Source organism: Geobacillus sp. BK01 (genome assembly GCF_052220245.1).
In the GTDB taxonomy this organism is placed as follows: Bacteria; Bacillota; Bacilli; order Bacillales; family Anoxybacillaceae; genus Geobacillus.
In genome coordinates this window covers 274,176-289,068 of record NZ_JBQPTH010000002.1, presented here as the reverse complement: position 1 = coordinate 289,068, position 14,893 = coordinate 274,176, and the positions used below count along the sequence as shown (strand labels likewise).

Below are 14,893 nucleotides of genomic sequence, written 5' to 3'. Positions count from 1 at the left end.
TACATACGAACGAAAACCTGCCGATTGTCGGCAGGTTTTTTGTTTATGCGCCATATGGCAGGCAGATCATTTGCCTGTTTTTGGATGAATCGGGTACGATGAGAGAGAAAAAGGCGCGGTTGGTCGGCCGCCGCGTCTCTCTCTTGGCGGCAGCCGAGAGGCAAAACAAGAGGAGGAGGAGCATATGGCTGTTCAACGCCACATTCGCCATATCAAAACGGTGCAAATCACCGCCAACAGCCCGATTCACCGAAGCGGGCCTGTGCTTGAGCCTGGGAACTGGCAAGAGTACGATCCGTTTTTGTTGCTGATGGAAGATATTTTTAAGCGCGGAACATTTGATGTCCATCCGCACCGCGGCATCGAGACGGTGACATATGTCATCAGCGGCGAGCTCGAACATTTTGACAGCAAAGCCGGCCACGGTACGCTCGGCCCCGGGGATGTGCAATGGATGACAGCCGGCCGCGGTGTCGTCCATAAAGAAGATCCGGCTCCCGGTTCGACGGTGCACAGCTTACAGCTTTGGGTCAACTTGCCAAGCGCGCACAAACTAACGGAGCCCCGCTATCAAAACTTGCGCGCTGAAGACATGCCGGTGCGAAAAGAGGAAGGGGCGGTGATCCGCGTCTTTTCCGGCACATCAAAAGGCGTCAAAGCGCCGACGAAAAACATCGTCCCGGTGACGATGGTCGACATGACGGTCGAACCGGGGGCGACGGTGGCGCAAGATTTGCCGGGCCATTACAACGGCTTTTTGTACATTTTAGAAGGGAGCGGCACGTTCGGGGCCGACCATACGGAAGGAAAAGCCGGGCAAGCGCTGTTTTTCAGCCGCCACAACCGCGGTGAGGAAACAGAGCTGCAGGTGACCGCCCGTGAAAAGCTGCGTCTTCTTCTTTACGCCGGCGAGCCGGTGAATGAACCGGTCGTCGCCTACGGGCCGTTTGTCATGAACACGCCGGAACAAATCCGCGAAGCGATTCGCGATTACCAGGAAGGGCGGTTTGGGCAATAATGCAAGAAAGAGCCGATCATTTTTCGGCTCTTTCTTTTTTTGCTATGATAAGCATCGGGGACAATACCACTCATTGCATCAGGGGGCATGGATGATGAATCCAATCATTGAAACGATTTTGCGCCATCGCTCGATCCGCCGTTTTGAAGAGCGGCCGTTGACGGATGAACAAATCCGCACGATCGTCGAATGCGCCCAAGCGGCGTCGACTTCCAGTTATGTGCAGGCGTACTCGATCATCGGCGTGAAAGATCCGGAGAAAAAGCAAAAGCTTGCTGAACTGGCGGGAAATCAATCGTATGTGGCACAAAACGGCCATTTTTTCATCTTTTGCGCCGATTTTCACCGCCACGAACTCATTGGCGAGCTAGAAGGAAAAGACGTGCTTTCATCGCTAGAGAGCACGGAAAAATTTATGGTCGCGCTCATTGATACGGCGCTTGCGGCGCAAAACGCCGCCATCGCCGCCGAGTCGATGGGGCTTGGCATTTGTTATATCGGCGGGTTGCGCAACAACTTGCCGGATGTCTGTGCGCTGTTAAACGTGCCGAAGCGGGTCATTCCGCTTTTTGGGCTGGCGGTCGGCTATCCCGCACAAAGGCCGGATCCAAAGCCGCGTTTGCCGTTTGAGCACGTTTATCACGAGGACGAGTACGACCAAGATCGCGCGCGGCTCATCGAGCAATTGCAACGCTACAACGAAACGGTTTCCACCTATTATGAACAACGGACGAACGGCCGCCGCCGCGACACGTGGACCGGACAAATGGCCGAGATGCTCAGCCGCCGCGTCCGCATGTATATGAAAGAGTTTGTTGAAGGGAAAGGGTTTAATCTGCGCTAGCCTCACGTCAGGCGGAAGCGGAATGTTTGGTTGCCTGGCTCTCAATCGAGCAGCAGGAGAACGTTGGGGGGTTCAAGAAAACAAAAGCGCCCCCTCATCTTAGGCAGGAAGCGCAAGATGAGGGGCAAATGGTTACCGGATCCGTACTTTCACCGGCGGGCTCACGTTGCCTGCACGGTCGGCGGCGGTGACCGTAAGCGTTGTTTTCGCTTTTTGCCGGCCGATGGCGACAGAAAACGTCCCGTCTTTGCGGGCTGTGCTTTTGTAGGTCTTTGTCCCGATTTTGACGGTGATGATGGCGCCCGCTTCCGTTTTACCGGTGAGTGTGCTTTGCCGGCTCGTGATGGAATTCAGTTTTGGTGCCGGGGGCGCCGTTTTATCCCTAACTGTCATGTTGATCGGCCGGCTTATATTGCCAGCGCGGTCGACGGCGGTTACGGTCAGCACCGTCCCTGCCTTTTGCCGCGGGATGGCGACAGCAAAGGCTCCGTCAGATTTCGCCGCCGTTTTGTATGTTTTTGCTCCTGCTTTGACATAGACGACGGCTCCGGCTTCTGCCATCCCCGTCACGGTTGTGGAGCGGTCGCTGACGGCGTTGATTTTCGGCGGGGACACCGTTTTGGTGACGGCAGCGCTGATGGCGGCAGAGGAAACGTTGCCGGCCAAGTCTTTCGTGATAATGCCGAACGTATAGCGTCCATTTGGATTCGCGCCGACATTCCATCGGTTTGCGTAGCTTCCCGCTTTTTGCTTTACATCTTTTTGTACGTATTGGATGATCTTCCCGCTTGCGTTTTTGACGTAAACGGACACTGTTGCTTCCTCGTCAATCGCATAACGGACAGTCAACTGGTTTGTATTGGGCACATAGGCGGCAGCTACGCCTTTAATGATTGGCGCTTTCGCATCGGACGGCGCTGACCCGGCCGGGTCCGGCGTTTGTTGGTCGGCTGGCGCCGGCTGCGGCGGCGTCGGTTCAGCCGTTGGCGGCGGTGTTGGTTCCGTTTTGGCGTAGGCGGTGGTGAGCGAAGCCCCTAGATAAAATTTCTGTATATTTTTTACCAAGCTCACCCATTTTTTTCGCCCCATATTGGCTGAGGCCAACGCCATGACCATCCCCTTTTCCTTTCACCGTAATCGATGTTTCCGTTTCCGTCACCTCGGTGACTAGGTAGCTAAGCATGACGCGGTTGCCGATTAAAGCGCGAATTTTGGCCGCCGGGGCGCCGATAAACTCAAGGCGGCGGATGGCGAGCGTGCCATCTCCTTTCACATCCCCCTTCGTGATATACTCGATGGCGATATCGCCTTTCGAGACGCGGCCGCCGGAGAGCGGGGCGTACAGCGACAGCTTCGGGATGGCGACGATTTTGATCTCCTTGCCGTTGTAGCCGTTTGCCTTCATCCATGTTTTGATGTTGTTGGCGATTGCTTTGTCCGCTTCGCTGACGGTGTCCCACCAGGCAGCGTAGTTGGCTAACGGTTTTCCCGTCAAATCGATTTGTGTTTTTTGGACTGTCAATCCCCACGGAACGGCGTTGTCATACGGATCATTTTTGATCGGAAAAATAGCCAGCGGTGTCCCTCCCCAGGCGTTGGCGTTTGATTCGGTTTTGCCGCCGTTGCTGGCGGAGAAGACAGCGCTGATCAGCCTGCCGTTGTATTTCAGCACCTGGCCATACGTTTCTTCAACCGCTTTTGTGCTGTTCGGATGCCACGTATAACCGCCATATACTTGATAGCGGATCGTATCATCGATCGTCGCTCCGGCATAGCTAAGTGCATATGTTCGCGCTGCGACTGCCTGGGCTTTTAGCGCTTCGATATTCCATGAAGTCGGCATTTCGTTCGGCACGACCCCTTTAATGTACTCTTCAATGGGCACTGCGTTGACCGGGCGGACGTATTGTCCATTTTCTTTCACAAACGCCATGTCTCCCAAATATCCCCGGCCGTTGATAGACAATACCGCGTTTGGCTTGGATGGAGCAAGGTGCAACTGTGGAAACTCACCGATCAGTGTCGTTCCTTCATACAAAGCGAGGCCGGCTGCGGTCGCTTTCACGCGGTAGGAGGTGTTGGGCGCGAGTGCCATGCCGGTGCCGGAAAGCGAGTATGTATCCGTGGGTTTCACGGTTAATTCGCTTTGGTTTCCTAAGTAGTTTACTAGTTTGACGTTCACAACCGGCTCTGCCGCCGCTTCAGCACGCGTGGGGCCGGCCGTAGGCAAGCTGGACAATACCGCAGCCAGCAGCGCGACGGCGGCGCATAATCGTTTCACTACGTTTTCAACCACCTTTCTATTTTTCTATCAGCAATTATAAGGGGGGATAATTGGGAACCCAATCGGGATTTATTCCTACTATTTCTATAAAGTTATTTCCATCTGTTCCATTTAGAGGACCAATTATCATTATAAAGGTAGGAACGATGTCCTGTTTCACCTAAAACAGCAAGTGTATAATAAGGGGAGAATATGTTGCTTGCAAGGGGGAATGGACTGTGAGGGAAAGAGACAAGTTGGCTCAATGGATTCGAGAGGCTGACACAATCGCTGTCCTGACCGGGGCGGGGATGAGCACGGAGTCCGGCATCCCCGATTTTCGCGGCGAAAACGGGATTTATGCGCACGAGGAAAATGTCGAACATTATTTGTCGGAGTATTATTTTGAAAAAGACCCTATTGATTTTTGGCGCCGGTTCAAGCAACTATTTTCGTTGAAACTGATGGGCGGTTTTGCTCCGAATGATGGGCATCGGTTTCTTCGCTGGCTGGAAGACATCGGGAAACGAGTGGTGATTTTAACGCAAAATATTGACGGCCTGCATGTGAAAGCAGGAAGCACGCATGTGATTGAGCTGCACGGTACGCTGCGGACGGCGACATGTCCGTCATGCGGTAAAACGTATGAATTGGCGTTTGTCAATCGCAACGATGTGCCGCGCTGCAACGAATGCCGGGCGATTTTGAAGCCAGACGTCGTTTTGTTCGGCGGATTCGTGCCGCATATCGAGGAAGCGTTTGCCAAAGCGGCGGAAAGCGATTTGTTTTTGGCGATGGGAACAAGTTTGGAAGTGGCGCCTGTCAACCAAATCCCGTTTTATGTCGCCGCCGAGTCGCCGGCAACACGAAAAGTATTGATGAACAAAACGGCGACGAGGATGGACGGGATATTTGATCTTGTCATTTATGGAGGGATCGGTGAAACGGTCGCCGGTGTGCGCAGGCAAATACAGGCGGAATAGATGGGTAAGCATCGTGCCAGCGGGAGAACCGTGGACGTTTTCCCGTTGGACAAAAACATAAAAAAGTATTGTACTTTTCAGAACATTCGAATATAATAAAGATAACATACCAACCGGTTGGTATTTATGGGAGTGGGATTTCGTTTCAAAGCGTAACGAAAACGGGGGGAACAATCATGTATTTACGCTTAACCGATGAGCAGCGCATGGTGCAAAAGGCGATTCGCAAGTTTGTCGAAAAAGAATTGGTGCCGCTCGAAAATGACGTATTGCGCAATGAGCGGGAAGGAAAGCCCGGGCTTGCGCCGGAGAAATTAAAAGAGCTGCAGTTTAAAGCGAAAGAGGCGGGTTTTTGGGGGATTAACACGCCGGAGGAATACGGCGGCGCGAACTTGGGCCACGTCATGCAGGCGATCGTCCTCATGGAAGTGGCAAAAACACTCGTTCCGTTCCAGTTCGGCGGGTCGGCGGACAACATTTTGTATTATGCCAATGAGGAGCAGAAGAAAAAATATTTGATCCCGACGATCAACGGCGAGAAAAAATCGTGTTTCGCCATGACCGAGCCAGGGGCGGGGTCCGATACGCGCAACATTAAAATGACGGCGGTCAAAGACGGCGACGAATGGGTGTTAAACGGGGAGAAAACATTTATTACCGGCGGCAATGATGCCGATTTCGTGATGGTCATTGCCATTACCGACAAAGAACGGCATCAGACGACGAACGGGCGTGAAGGGGTGACGTGCTTTATCGTCGACCGCGAGATGGGCTGGCGCTCCGAACCGATACATACGATGGGGCCGGCCACCCCAGCCAGCTTAATTTTTGAAAACGTGCGCGTTCCGGAAGAAAACATTTTAGGCGAGCTGCACTACGGCTACAAGCTTGGACTTGAGTGGATCGGCTATGCGCGCTGGGTCGTTGGCGCCCGGGCGGTCGGAGCGGCGGAGCGGCTGCTGCAAATGGCGATCGATTATGCGAAAGAGCGCGTCACATTCGGCAAGCCGATCGCCGAGCGGCAAGCGATCCAATGGATGATCGCCGATTCGGCGGTGGAAATTGAGGCGGCCAAATGGCTCGTCTTAAATGCCGCGTTTACGCTCGACCAAGGGGAGGACAACCGCCACTTGGCGTCGATGGCGAAACTGTTTGGCGCCAACATGGGCAACCGTGTTGTCGATCGGGTGATGCAAATCCATGGCGGCATGGGCTATACGAAAGAGATGCCGATCGAGCGCTGGTATCGCGAGGCGAGATTATGGCGCATTTACGACGGCACGGATGAAATTCAACGTCTCATTATCGCCCGCAACTTAATTAAAGGACATGTAAAGCTTGGCCAATTTCTATAAGAAGACGAAAGAATGAAAGCGTTACCGAAAGGGAGGAGAACATGATGAGTCAACGGTTTGCAGGAAGAGTGGTGTTTGTGACCGGGGGAAGCCGCGGCATCGGCAAGGCGATCGTCACCCGGTTCGCGGAAGAAGGAGCAAAAGTCGCGTTTATTGACTTAAATGAGGAAGCGCTTGAAGCAACGGCTGCCGAACTGCGCGAAAAAGGGTATGACGTGTACGCGAAAGTGGCGAGCGTCACCGACCGCGAACAAGTGGAAACGACGGTGCAAGAAATAGTCGAACGGTTCGGCTCGCTTGATATTCTCGTCAACAACGCGGGCGTGATCCGCGACAACTTGCTGTTTAAAATGACGGATGATGACTGGCAAACGGTCATGGATGTCCATTTGAAGGGAGCATTTTATTGCGCCCGTGCTGCACAAAAATATATGGTTGAAAAAGGGTACGGACGCATCATCAACGTTTCGTCGACTTCCGCGCTCGGCAACCGCGGCCAGGCGAACTATTCGGCGGCGAAAGCCGGCATTCAAGGGTTTACGAAAACGTTGGCGATTGAGCTTGGCAAATTCGGCATTACGACGAACGCCGTCGCGCCCGGGTTTATTGAAACCGATATGACAAAGGCGACTGCCGAGCGGCTTGGCATTTCGTTTGAGCAGCTCATTCAGGCAAGCGTTGCCAACATCCCGGTCGGGCGCAGCGGCCGACCGGAAGATATCGCCAATGCGGTTGCGTTTTTTGCCGATGAAAAGTCGTCGTTTGTCAACGGCCAAGTGCTGTATGTGGCCGGCGGCCCGAAATGCTGAAAAATGAGGGGGGCGGACGATGTATCAAGGGGACATCGGCAAACGATCGGTGAAAGTGAAAAACATAGTTGAACGCGGGGCGGTCAAAAAGTTCGCCGAAGCAATCGGCGACTTACACCCGATTTATTGGGATGAAGAAACAGGAAAACGGTCGCGCTACGGGCGCAACATTGCCCCGCCGACGTTTCCGCGCGTGTTTGACTACGGTGTCATTGAAGGGTTGAAATTGCCGGCCAAAGGGCTCATCCACGGCGAGCAGCGCTTCCATTACGAGCGCCCGCTGTTTGTCGGCGAAGAGCTGTACTGCTATGCGGAAGTCAAAGATTATTACGAAAAACAAAGCAGCATGGGCCAGCTCGGCTTTTTAGTCATTGCCAACAACGGCGAAGACGCCGATGGCAACCTTATTTTTACTTCCACCTCGACGATCATTATCAATGAGGCGGTTAGAAAGGCGATGAGCGTATGACAACGATCCGCGAATGGCAAGTGGGACAGTCGCTTCCCGACGTGACGCTTCCCCCGGTATCCCGGCTTGATTTAATCAAATATGCCGGTGCTTCAGGGGACTACAATCCGATCCATACGATCGACGACGAAGCGAAAAAAGCCGGCCTGCCGGGCATTATTGCCCATGGGATGTGGACGATGGGCAACCTCGCCAAACTGTTTACGCCATATTGTGAGGAAGGGTTTGTTCAAGATTATTTCGTCCGCTTTCAGTCGATGGTGTTTTTAAACGATGTCGTCACGTTAAAGGCGAAAGTCAAAGAAAAGGATGACAAGGCGATTCGGTTTGTGGTCGCCGCTGTCAATCAGCACGGAAAGGAAGTCGTGAAAGGCGAAGCGGTCTTTGCCCTATACGAATAAGGGAGGCGGCAGCTGGCCGTCTCCTTCCGCCACAAAGTGCAAAGGCTCGAACTCTCCAGTCTTGAAAGTCAAAACAAGGCGGCGATGTTGCAATTTCAAACAAAGAGCGAGGGGGAATCGCGATGAAACGGGATGCCGTCATTGTGTCCGCGGTGCGAACGGCCATCGCCCGCCAAGGGGGCGCCTTGGCGACGCTGCCGGCGCATGTTTACGGTGCGGAAGTGATCAAAGAAGCGGTGCGGCGGGCGAACATCGGCTCGGAACTTATCGATGATGTCATCATGGGCAACGTCTTAAGCGGCGGCGGCAATATCGCCCGGCTGACGGCACTGCAAACCGGGCTGTCGCTTGGGCTGACCGGCATAACGGTTGACCGCCAGTGCGGCTCTGGCATTAACGCCGTGGCGTTGGCGGCGCAAGCCATTTGGGCTGGCGACGGGGACGTCTATGTGGCCGGCGGGGTGGAAAGCATGAGCCGCGCGCCGTATTTGATGGACCGCCCGGAAAAACCGTACAGCCAGACGCCGCCAAGCTTTCGCAAATCGCAGCTGTCACCGAAAGAGATCGGCGATCCGCCGATGGGCATTACAGCAGAAAATTTAGTGAAAAAATATGGCATCAGCCGCGAAGAACAAGACGCCTTCGCCTTGCGGAGTCAGCAGCGCATGGCGCGCGCCATGCAGGAAGGGCGGTTTGACGAACAAATTGTGCCGATTACCGTTCCGGTGAAAAAAGGCGAGCCGTTTGTCTTCGATACGGACGAACATCCGCGCCCGACCACGACGATCGAAGCGCTCGCGAAACTGCCGCCGGCGTTTTTGGAAGGCGGAACGGTGACGGCCGGGAACAGCTCGGGGCTGAACGATGCCGCCTCTGCGCTCGTCATCATGTCGCGGGAAAAAGCGGAACAGCTCGGCGTAAAGCCGCTTGCGGTTATCCGCGCCCATGCGGTTGCCGGGGTCGATCCGAACGTAATGGGCATCGGTCCGGTGCCGGCGACAAAAAAAGTGCTCGAAAAAGTCGGGCTGACGCTCGATGACATGGACATCATCGAAATCAATGAAGCGTTTGCCGCCCAAGTGATCGCCTGCGACCGCGAGCTCGAGATGAATCCAGAAAAAGTGAACGTCAACGGCGGCGCCATCGCTCACGGCCATCCGCTCGGCGCGACCGGAGCGATTTTGATCACGAAAGCGGTATATGAATTGAAGCGCCGCGGCGGGGTCTACGCCCTCATTACGGCGTGCATCGGCGGCGGTCAGGGGATCGCGGCGATTGTGGAACGAGCCTGAATGCATGGGGACAATGGACGATGAAAGAAAAATTGATGGAAGCCGGGATTGAACTATTTGACCGCAAAGGATTTAAAGAAACGTCCGTGCAGGAAATCGTCGAAGCGGTCGGGGCAACAAAAGGGGCGTTTTATTACTATTACAAAAGCAAAGAAGAATTGCTGCGCGATATATGCATCTCCTATATCGAAGATTTGCTTGACCAACAGAAGCGCCTGCTGCAGGAGCCAAAGAGGAGCTGTACAGAAAAACTGCACGCGATCGTCTATATGGTTATTCGCAACATTCGCACGCGGAAGAAAAGCGCCCGCATTTTCTTCCGCGAAATGCGGCATTTGACCAATGATCATTTGGAGGAAATCCGCGGGAAGCGGCGGGCGTTCCGCAAGCAGTATGAACAGCTTATTCAGGAAGGGATCGCCTGTGGCGAATTTAAGCCGTCGCTTCATGCGGAAATGATTACGTTCGGTCTGCTCGGCATCACGAATTGGAGTTACTACTGGTTTCAACCGGGCGGGGGTGTTTCGGAAGAGGAGCTAACCGACATTTACGTTGACTTCATTTTAAACGGCATTCGAATGCCAGAACGGCCCAAAAGGTAGGTCGTGTCGAGCCGTTAGGCGGTTCGTCCGCCTTTAGTGGGAGAGACAGGGGGGATCGGGATGGAATTGTTTATCCAGCAGCTGTTAAACGGGCTGACGGTTGGAAGCGTTTACAGTCTTGTTGCCTTAGGATTGACGCTCGTCTATGGTATTTTGCATATCCCAAACTTTGCCCACGGCGCGCTGTATATGATGGGCGGCTATGTGACGCTCACCGCCATGACGAAAGCCGGGCTGCCGTATGGCTTGGCCATTGTTGTGTCGATGGTGGCGGTCGGCCTGCTTGGCGTCTTGATGGAGCGGCTGGTATTTTATCCACTCCGTGACGCACCGCCGCTTCATGACAAAATTGCGGCGATTGGCATTTTGCTGTTTTTGGAAGCGTTCGCTCAATTCATCTGGGGGGCGGATTATCAGACGATGCCGACGCCGTACGGCAATGTCGTCACTGTTTTCGGCTTGACCTTGACGATTCAACGCATCCTCATCATCGCATCCACTGTTGTGATCATGATCTTGCTTTACCTCTTCTTAAAAAAGACGTTCATCGGTGCCTCGATCATTGCAATGGCGCAAAACCGCGAAGGGGCGAATTTAGTCGGCATTAACACAAACAAGGTCGCCATGATGACGTTTCTTCTTTCCGGCGGTCTGGCAGCGCTTGCCGCTTCGCTTGCTTCGCCGATCAACCTCGTGTTTCCCGGCATGGGCCATCTTGTCATCTTGAAAGCGTTCGTCATTATTATTCTCGGCGGCATGGGAAGCATTCCCGGCGCGATTGTCGGCGGTTATATTTTAGGTTTCAGCGAAAGCTTAGGGGCGACGTACGTATCCAATGACTATAAAGACATTATTGCTTTCGCCATTCTTGTCATCATTTTAACGGTCAAACCGAACGGATTGTTTGCCAAGGAGGGACATTGATGGCCGCTTTCGAAAAACGACGCCTGTGGCTCGCTGTTCTTGCGGCGTTGGCGCTCGCCTTCCCGCTGCTTGTGACCAACGGCTATTACTTGCACATGATGACAATCTCCTTTATTTGGATGATCGCCGTTTACGGGTTGAATTTATTTGCCGGCTACACCGGTTATTTGTCGCTTGCCCACGCTGGATTTTTTGCCATTGGCGCTTATACGCTCGGCATTTTGACCGTAAAAGTCGGGTTGCCGTTTTGGGGGGCGTTCGTACTCTCGGCCATATTCACATCGCTGCTTGGCCTTGTCATCGGTCTTGTCGCCCTGCGGACGAAAGAGCACTTCTTCGCCATTTATACGCTCTGTGTCGGGTATATCATTTATTTAGTCATTGATAAATGGGACAGCTTAACGGGCGGAGTGCGCGGTTTCATCGGCATTCCGGCGCCCGCTGATATCGGGCCGCTGTCGTTTCAGACGCCGGTCGCCCAATATTATTTGGTGTTGTTTTTCTTGTGCGCGGTCATGTTTGTCATGTATCGGCTCGTCTATTCGTTGACAGGAAGGACGTATATCGCCATTCGCAACAGCGAGGAGCTCGCGTTGACGCTTGGCATCTCCACGATGAAAAACAAGCTCGCCTCGTTCGTTTTGTCGGTTTTTTTCACAGCGCTGGCCGGGGCGCTATACGCGTCTTTTATCCGTTTTCTCGGTCCGGATATCGCCTATGTTACTGTCATGTTTGACTTTTTAACATACTTGCTTGTCGGCGGCATCGGCACACTTGCCGGACCGGTTGTCGGCACGCTGCTGATCACGTTTTTATCGCAGCAGCTGCAGTTTTTGCAAGATTATCGGATGTTGATTTTCGGCCCTGTGCTGACGCTGCTGATCATCTTTTACCCGCACGGCATCGCGGGCGGGTTCATCCGTTTGAGCGCGAAGCGGAAGGAAACCCGCCGCCTTCAGGAGGAAGCAAAGCAAACCGCTGCTGAGCTGGCTGTTTCGCGACAAGGACGGAGCGAACGGCATGTCGAGGAGGGATGAACATGTTTTTACACGTCGAACGGTTGACGAAACGATTTGGCGGGTTGTCGGCGGTCAATGACGTCACGTTTTCCGTCGAACAAGGGAAGGTAAATGCCATCATCGGCCCGAACGGTGCTGGCAAATCAACGTTTTTCAATTTGATTAGCGGCCTGTATCGGCCGACATCCGGGACGATTACGTTCCAGGGGCGCGACATTACCCGCCTGCCGGCGAATGAACGGGCGAAACTCGGCATTGCCCGCACGTTTCAAACGACCCACTTGTTTGAACAGTCAACAGTCATGGATAACGTCATCATCGGTCACCGGCTCCGCACCGCATCAAATTTGGTTGATGCCATTTTGCGCACAAAACGACATCGCCGCGAGGAACAGGCGTGTAAAGAAAAGGCGATGGAAGTGCTCGATTTCGTTGGGTTGACCGATGTAGCGGATCGGCTCGTCGTCAACTTGTCGCAAGAACAGAAGAAGCGGGTGGCGTTTGCGCTCGCTCTGGCGACCGACCCGACACTCGTTTTGCTTGATGAGCCGGCTGCCGGCGTCAATCCGGACGAAACGGAAGGATTGGAAGCGCTGATCGTCAAAATGGTTGAGGGTGGTCTGACCGTTTGTCTCATTGAGCATAAAATGTCGATGATTATGAAAATCGCTGACCGCATTATGGTGCTGAATTATGGCGAAAAAATTGCCGAAGGAACGCCGGAAGAAGTGCAAAACAACGAGGCGGTCATTCAAGCGTATTTAGGGGGGAGTACTGTTGCTTGAGGTGACGAACGTGTCTGTCCGCTATGGCAGTTTCACGGCGATTCGCGATGTGACGTTTTCTGTCAGGCCAGGGGAAATTGCGGTGTTGCTTGGCGCCAACGGGGCGGGGAAAAGCACGCTGTTTCGCACGATCAGCGGACTGCATAAACCAGCGCAAGGGGAAATCTCCCTCGACGGGGAGCGCATTGACCCGCTCCCTCCTGATCGGATTGTGCAGCGCGGTGTCGTACAATGCGCCGAGGGGCGCAAACTGTTTGGCCGCATGAGTGTGTATGAAAATTTGCTCATGGGAGCCTATGTCCACCGGAAGGACAAAGAGGCCATCCGCCAGTCGATCGAGCATGTATATGAACTGTTCCCGATCTTGCGTGAAAAGCGAAACGCACCGGCCGGATCGCTAAGCGGCGGACAGCAGCAAATGCTCGCCATCGGCCGCGCCTTAATGTCGCGCCCGAAAGTGTTGCTGCTTGATGAGCCGTCCATTGGGCTCGCCCCGCTCATTGTCGAGCAAATGTTTGCGACGATTAAACAAATTAATGAGGAAGGGACGACGATTTTGCTCGCCGAACAAAATGCCCATGCGGCGCTGTCCATCGCCCATCACGGCTACGTGTTTGAAAACGGGACGATCGTCGCTTCGGGGACGAAGGATGAACTGCTCGCCAACGACGACGTCCGCAAGGCATATATTGGCACATAATCGGCCGCCTTGAGGCATTCGAAAGACGTTCATCAAGGAGACTCTCTTCTTCACGATCGATGCAACAAGATGGAGAAAGGGGGTGAACGGCGGACGCGGCCGATGTGATCTGAACGTTGTTGGTAGGAGTTAAAAAATAGGGGGGAGCAAGGTGAAAAAACGAAAATGGTCGATTGCAGCGTTGATGACAGCCATCATGATGTTTATGCTTGCGGCATGCAACAGCTCGACAACGAACCATAACGCCGGCGGAACTAACAGCGGTGGGGGCGACAACGTCGTCAATATTGGTTACAGCGGCCCGCTAAGCGGCCCGGCCGCCTACTACGGGGAGCGGACGTTAAACGGTGTGAAAATGGCGGCGGAAGAAATCAATGAGAGTGGTGGATTTGAAGTAAACGGCAAAACATATAAACTCAATATCGTGTCATTGGATGACAAATATTTGCCAAACGAAACGGCGGCAAATGCGAAACGGCTCGTCCAAGAGCATCGTACACCGATTATCTTCACCCCGCACAGCGGGGGCGTCATGGCGCTGCAAGTGTTCAACCAAACGGATAATTTCATCATTGCCGCTTATACAAGCGAGCCAAAAATCACAGAAACAGGAAACAAGCTGACAATCCGCATTCCGCCGCGCTATGACGGCTACATTCCGACCTTTACAGACTATGTGATGAAGCGCTTTGGCAAAAAATTGGCCGCTTTGCCGACAGCGACGCAATACGGGAAAGACTGGACAGAAAAACTGTTGCCATATTGGGAAAAACAAGGCGGAGAAGTTGTTTATAACACATCGATTGACTTCACGAAAGACACTGACTTTTTCACGATTATCACGAATGCCTTGAAAGAAAAACCGGATGTGTTGTTTATCGGCGGACCGTCGGAGCCGACGGCGAAAGTGGCGAAGCAGGCGCGGGAACTAGGGTTTAAAGGCGGCTTTATCATTATGGACCAAGCGAAGCTCGATGAAATGCAACGGACGATCGGTTCTTATGAGATGCTTGAAGGCGCGATCGGCGTTATGCCGCTTATTGAGTCGAAAGAGCCGGGAGCCCCGCAGTTTGTGGAAAACTATCGGGCAAAGTACAATGCCGAACCAAGCTCAGAATCCGCCTACAACTATTTAGCTCTTTACGCCTTTGTGGAAGCGATGAAGGCAGCCGGCACGGTTGATGACCCAGCCGCCATTCGCGAACATATGAACGAAGGATTGAAAAACATCCCGAAAGAAAAGCAAGTATATGTCGTTCCGAATGTCGGCGAAGACGGCGGCTTTGAATCGAAAATTATCGTTGCAGCGGTGGAAAATGGAAAAGTTGTGCCGATTGAGTTAATAAAATAAACGATGCAGACTGACAGGCAGAAGAGTTCGATCACCGGGCTTCCAACGGGAATGTTCTTTTCCTGAGCCTTGAAGTGT

At 53.5% G+C, this 14,893-nt stretch carries 16 protein-coding genes; 14 read left to right on the top strand and 2 right to left on the bottom strand.

The window, feature by feature from the left end; all coding sequences use genetic code 11:
- Nucleotides 1–184 precede the first annotated feature (184 nt).
- Both ACTVDO_RS03805 and nfsA read left to right on the top strand, forming a co-directional pair.
- Complete coding sequence (locus ACTVDO_RS03805; protein WP_020959785.1) at nt 185–1,018, top strand: pirin family protein; 834 nt, start codon at nt 185–187, stop codon at nt 1,016–1,018.
- Between the two features lie 94 nt (nt 1,019–1,112).
- A complete protein-coding gene (gene nfsA / locus ACTVDO_RS03800) occupies nt 1,113–1,862 on the top strand; it encodes an oxygen-insensitive NADPH nitroreductase (protein WP_020959786.1) in 750 nt (249 codons plus the stop codon).
- Nucleotides 1,863–1,994: 132 nt separating this feature from the next.
- Here the strand turns inward: nfsA and ACTVDO_RS03795 are convergent, their stop codons facing one another.
- Both ACTVDO_RS03795 and ACTVDO_RS03790 read right to left on the bottom strand, forming a co-directional pair.
- A complete protein-coding gene (locus tag ACTVDO_RS03795; protein WP_442901074.1) occupies nt 1,995–2,933 on the bottom strand; it encodes an Ig-like domain-containing protein in 939 nt (312 codons plus the stop codon).
- The gene (locus tag ACTVDO_RS03790; protein ID WP_442901073.1) at nt 2,839–4,143 is read right to left on the bottom strand and encodes a SpoIID/LytB domain-containing protein; all 1,305 of its coding nucleotides are present in this window, start codon (nt 4,141–4,143) and stop codon (nt 2,839–2,841) included. The genes ACTVDO_RS03795 and ACTVDO_RS03790 overlap by 95 nt, the downstream gene beginning before the upstream one ends.
- A 221-nt stretch (nt 4,144–4,364) precedes the next feature.
- Between ACTVDO_RS03790 and ACTVDO_RS03785 the strand changes: the two genes are divergently transcribed.
- The 12 genes from ACTVDO_RS03785 to ACTVDO_RS03730 all read left to right on the top strand — a co-directional run bounded on the left by ACTVDO_RS03785 (nt 4,365) and on the right by ACTVDO_RS03730 (nt 14,815).
- Nucleotides 4,365–5,108, top strand: coding sequence for an NAD-dependent protein deacylase (locus tag ACTVDO_RS03785; RefSeq protein WP_020959788.1), 744 nt, complete (start codon nt 4,365–4,367; stop codon nt 5,106–5,108).
- A gap of 176 nt (nt 5,109–5,284) precedes the next feature.
- On the top strand, nt 5,285–6,463 hold the full coding sequence (locus ACTVDO_RS03780) for an acyl-CoA dehydrogenase family protein (RefSeq protein WP_442901072.1): 1,179 nt from the start codon (nt 5,285–5,287) through the stop codon (nt 6,461–6,463).
- A 44-nt stretch (nt 6,464–6,507) separates the two neighbouring features.
- Complete coding sequence (gene fabG / locus ACTVDO_RS03775; RefSeq protein ID WP_442901106.1) at nt 6,508–7,272, top strand: 3-oxoacyl-ACP reductase FabG; 765 nt, start codon at nt 6,508–6,510, stop codon at nt 7,270–7,272.
- A 19-nt stretch (nt 7,273–7,291) separates the two neighbouring features.
- Nucleotides 7,292–7,741, top strand: coding sequence for a MaoC family dehydratase N-terminal domain-containing protein (locus ACTVDO_RS03770; RefSeq protein WP_020959791.1), 450 nt, complete (start codon nt 7,292–7,294; stop codon nt 7,739–7,741).
- The gene (locus tag ACTVDO_RS03765) at nt 7,738–8,142 is read left to right on the top strand and encodes a MaoC family dehydratase (RefSeq protein ID WP_020959792.1); all 405 of its coding nucleotides are present in this window, start codon (nt 7,738–7,740) and stop codon (nt 8,140–8,142) included. The genes ACTVDO_RS03770 and ACTVDO_RS03765 overlap by 4 nt, the downstream gene beginning before the upstream one ends.
- Before the next feature lie 122 nt (nt 8,143–8,264).
- Nucleotides 8,265–9,434: a thiolase family protein gene (locus ACTVDO_RS03760; protein WP_442901071.1), complete on the top strand. Its 1,170-nt coding sequence runs from the start codon at nt 8,265–8,267 to the stop codon at nt 9,432–9,434.
- 20 nt (nt 9,435–9,454) lie between these two features.
- Nucleotides 9,455–10,036 (top strand): TetR/AcrR family transcriptional regulator, encoded by a 582-nt coding sequence (locus ACTVDO_RS03755; protein WP_442901070.1) that lies wholly within the window; start codon nt 9,455–9,457, stop codon nt 10,034–10,036.
- 60 nt (nt 10,037–10,096) lie between these two features.
- Complete coding sequence (locus ACTVDO_RS03750) at nt 10,097–10,960, top strand: branched-chain amino acid ABC transporter permease (protein ID WP_020959795.1); 864 nt, start codon at nt 10,097–10,099, stop codon at nt 10,958–10,960.
- Nucleotides 10,960–11,997, top strand: coding sequence for a branched-chain amino acid ABC transporter permease (locus ACTVDO_RS03745; RefSeq protein WP_442901069.1), 1,038 nt, complete (start codon nt 10,960–10,962; stop codon nt 11,995–11,997). Before ACTVDO_RS03750 ends, ACTVDO_RS03745 begins: the two co-directional genes overlap by 1 nt.
- Before the next feature lie 2 nt (nt 11,998–11,999).
- Nucleotides 12,000–12,764: an ABC transporter ATP-binding protein gene (locus tag ACTVDO_RS03740; RefSeq protein WP_442901068.1), complete on the top strand. Its 765-nt coding sequence runs from the start codon at nt 12,000–12,002 to the stop codon at nt 12,762–12,764.
- Nucleotides 12,757–13,464, top strand: coding sequence for an ABC transporter ATP-binding protein (locus ACTVDO_RS03735; protein ID WP_020959798.1), 708 nt, complete (start codon nt 12,757–12,759; stop codon nt 13,462–13,464). The genes ACTVDO_RS03740 and ACTVDO_RS03735 overlap by 8 nt, the downstream gene beginning before the upstream one ends.
- A gap of 151 nt (nt 13,465–13,615) precedes the next feature.
- On the top strand, nt 13,616–14,815 hold the full coding sequence (locus ACTVDO_RS03730) for an ABC transporter substrate-binding protein (protein ID WP_442901067.1): 1,200 nt from the start codon (nt 13,616–13,618) through the stop codon (nt 14,813–14,815).
- Nucleotides 14,816–14,893: the final 78 nt, after the last annotated feature.

Coding starts and splice junctions, on each gene's coding strand:
- ACTVDO_RS03805 (WP_020959785.1), top strand. CDS start 185: ATGGCTGTTCAACGCCACATTCGCCATATCAAAACGGTGCAAATCACC.
- nfsA (WP_020959786.1), top strand. CDS start 1,113: ATGAATCCAATCATTGAAACGATTTTGCGCCATCGCTCGATCCGCCGT.
- ACTVDO_RS03780 (WP_442901072.1), top strand. CDS start 5,285: ATGTATTTACGCTTAACCGATGAGCAGCGCATGGTGCAAAAGGCGATT.
- fabG (WP_442901106.1), top strand. CDS start 6,508: ATGAGTCAACGGTTTGCAGGAAGAGTGGTGTTTGTGACCGGGGGAAGC.
- ACTVDO_RS03770 (WP_020959791.1), top strand. CDS start 7,292: ATGTATCAAGGGGACATCGGCAAACGATCGGTGAAAGTGAAAAACATA.
- ACTVDO_RS03765 (WP_020959792.1), top strand. CDS start 7,738: ATGACAACGATCCGCGAATGGCAAGTGGGACAGTCGCTTCCCGACGTG.
- ACTVDO_RS03760 (WP_442901071.1), top strand. CDS start 8,265: ATGAAACGGGATGCCGTCATTGTGTCCGCGGTGCGAACGGCCATCGCC.
- ACTVDO_RS03755 (WP_442901070.1), top strand. CDS start 9,455: ATGAAAGAAAAATTGATGGAAGCCGGGATTGAACTATTTGACCGCAAA.
- ACTVDO_RS03750 (WP_020959795.1), top strand. CDS start 10,097: ATGGAATTGTTTATCCAGCAGCTGTTAAACGGGCTGACGGTTGGAAGC.
- ACTVDO_RS03745 (WP_442901069.1), top strand. CDS start 10,960: ATGGCCGCTTTCGAAAAACGACGCCTGTGGCTCGCTGTTCTTGCGGCG.
- ACTVDO_RS03740 (WP_442901068.1), top strand. CDS start 12,000: ATGTTTTTACACGTCGAACGGTTGACGAAACGATTTGGCGGGTTGTCG.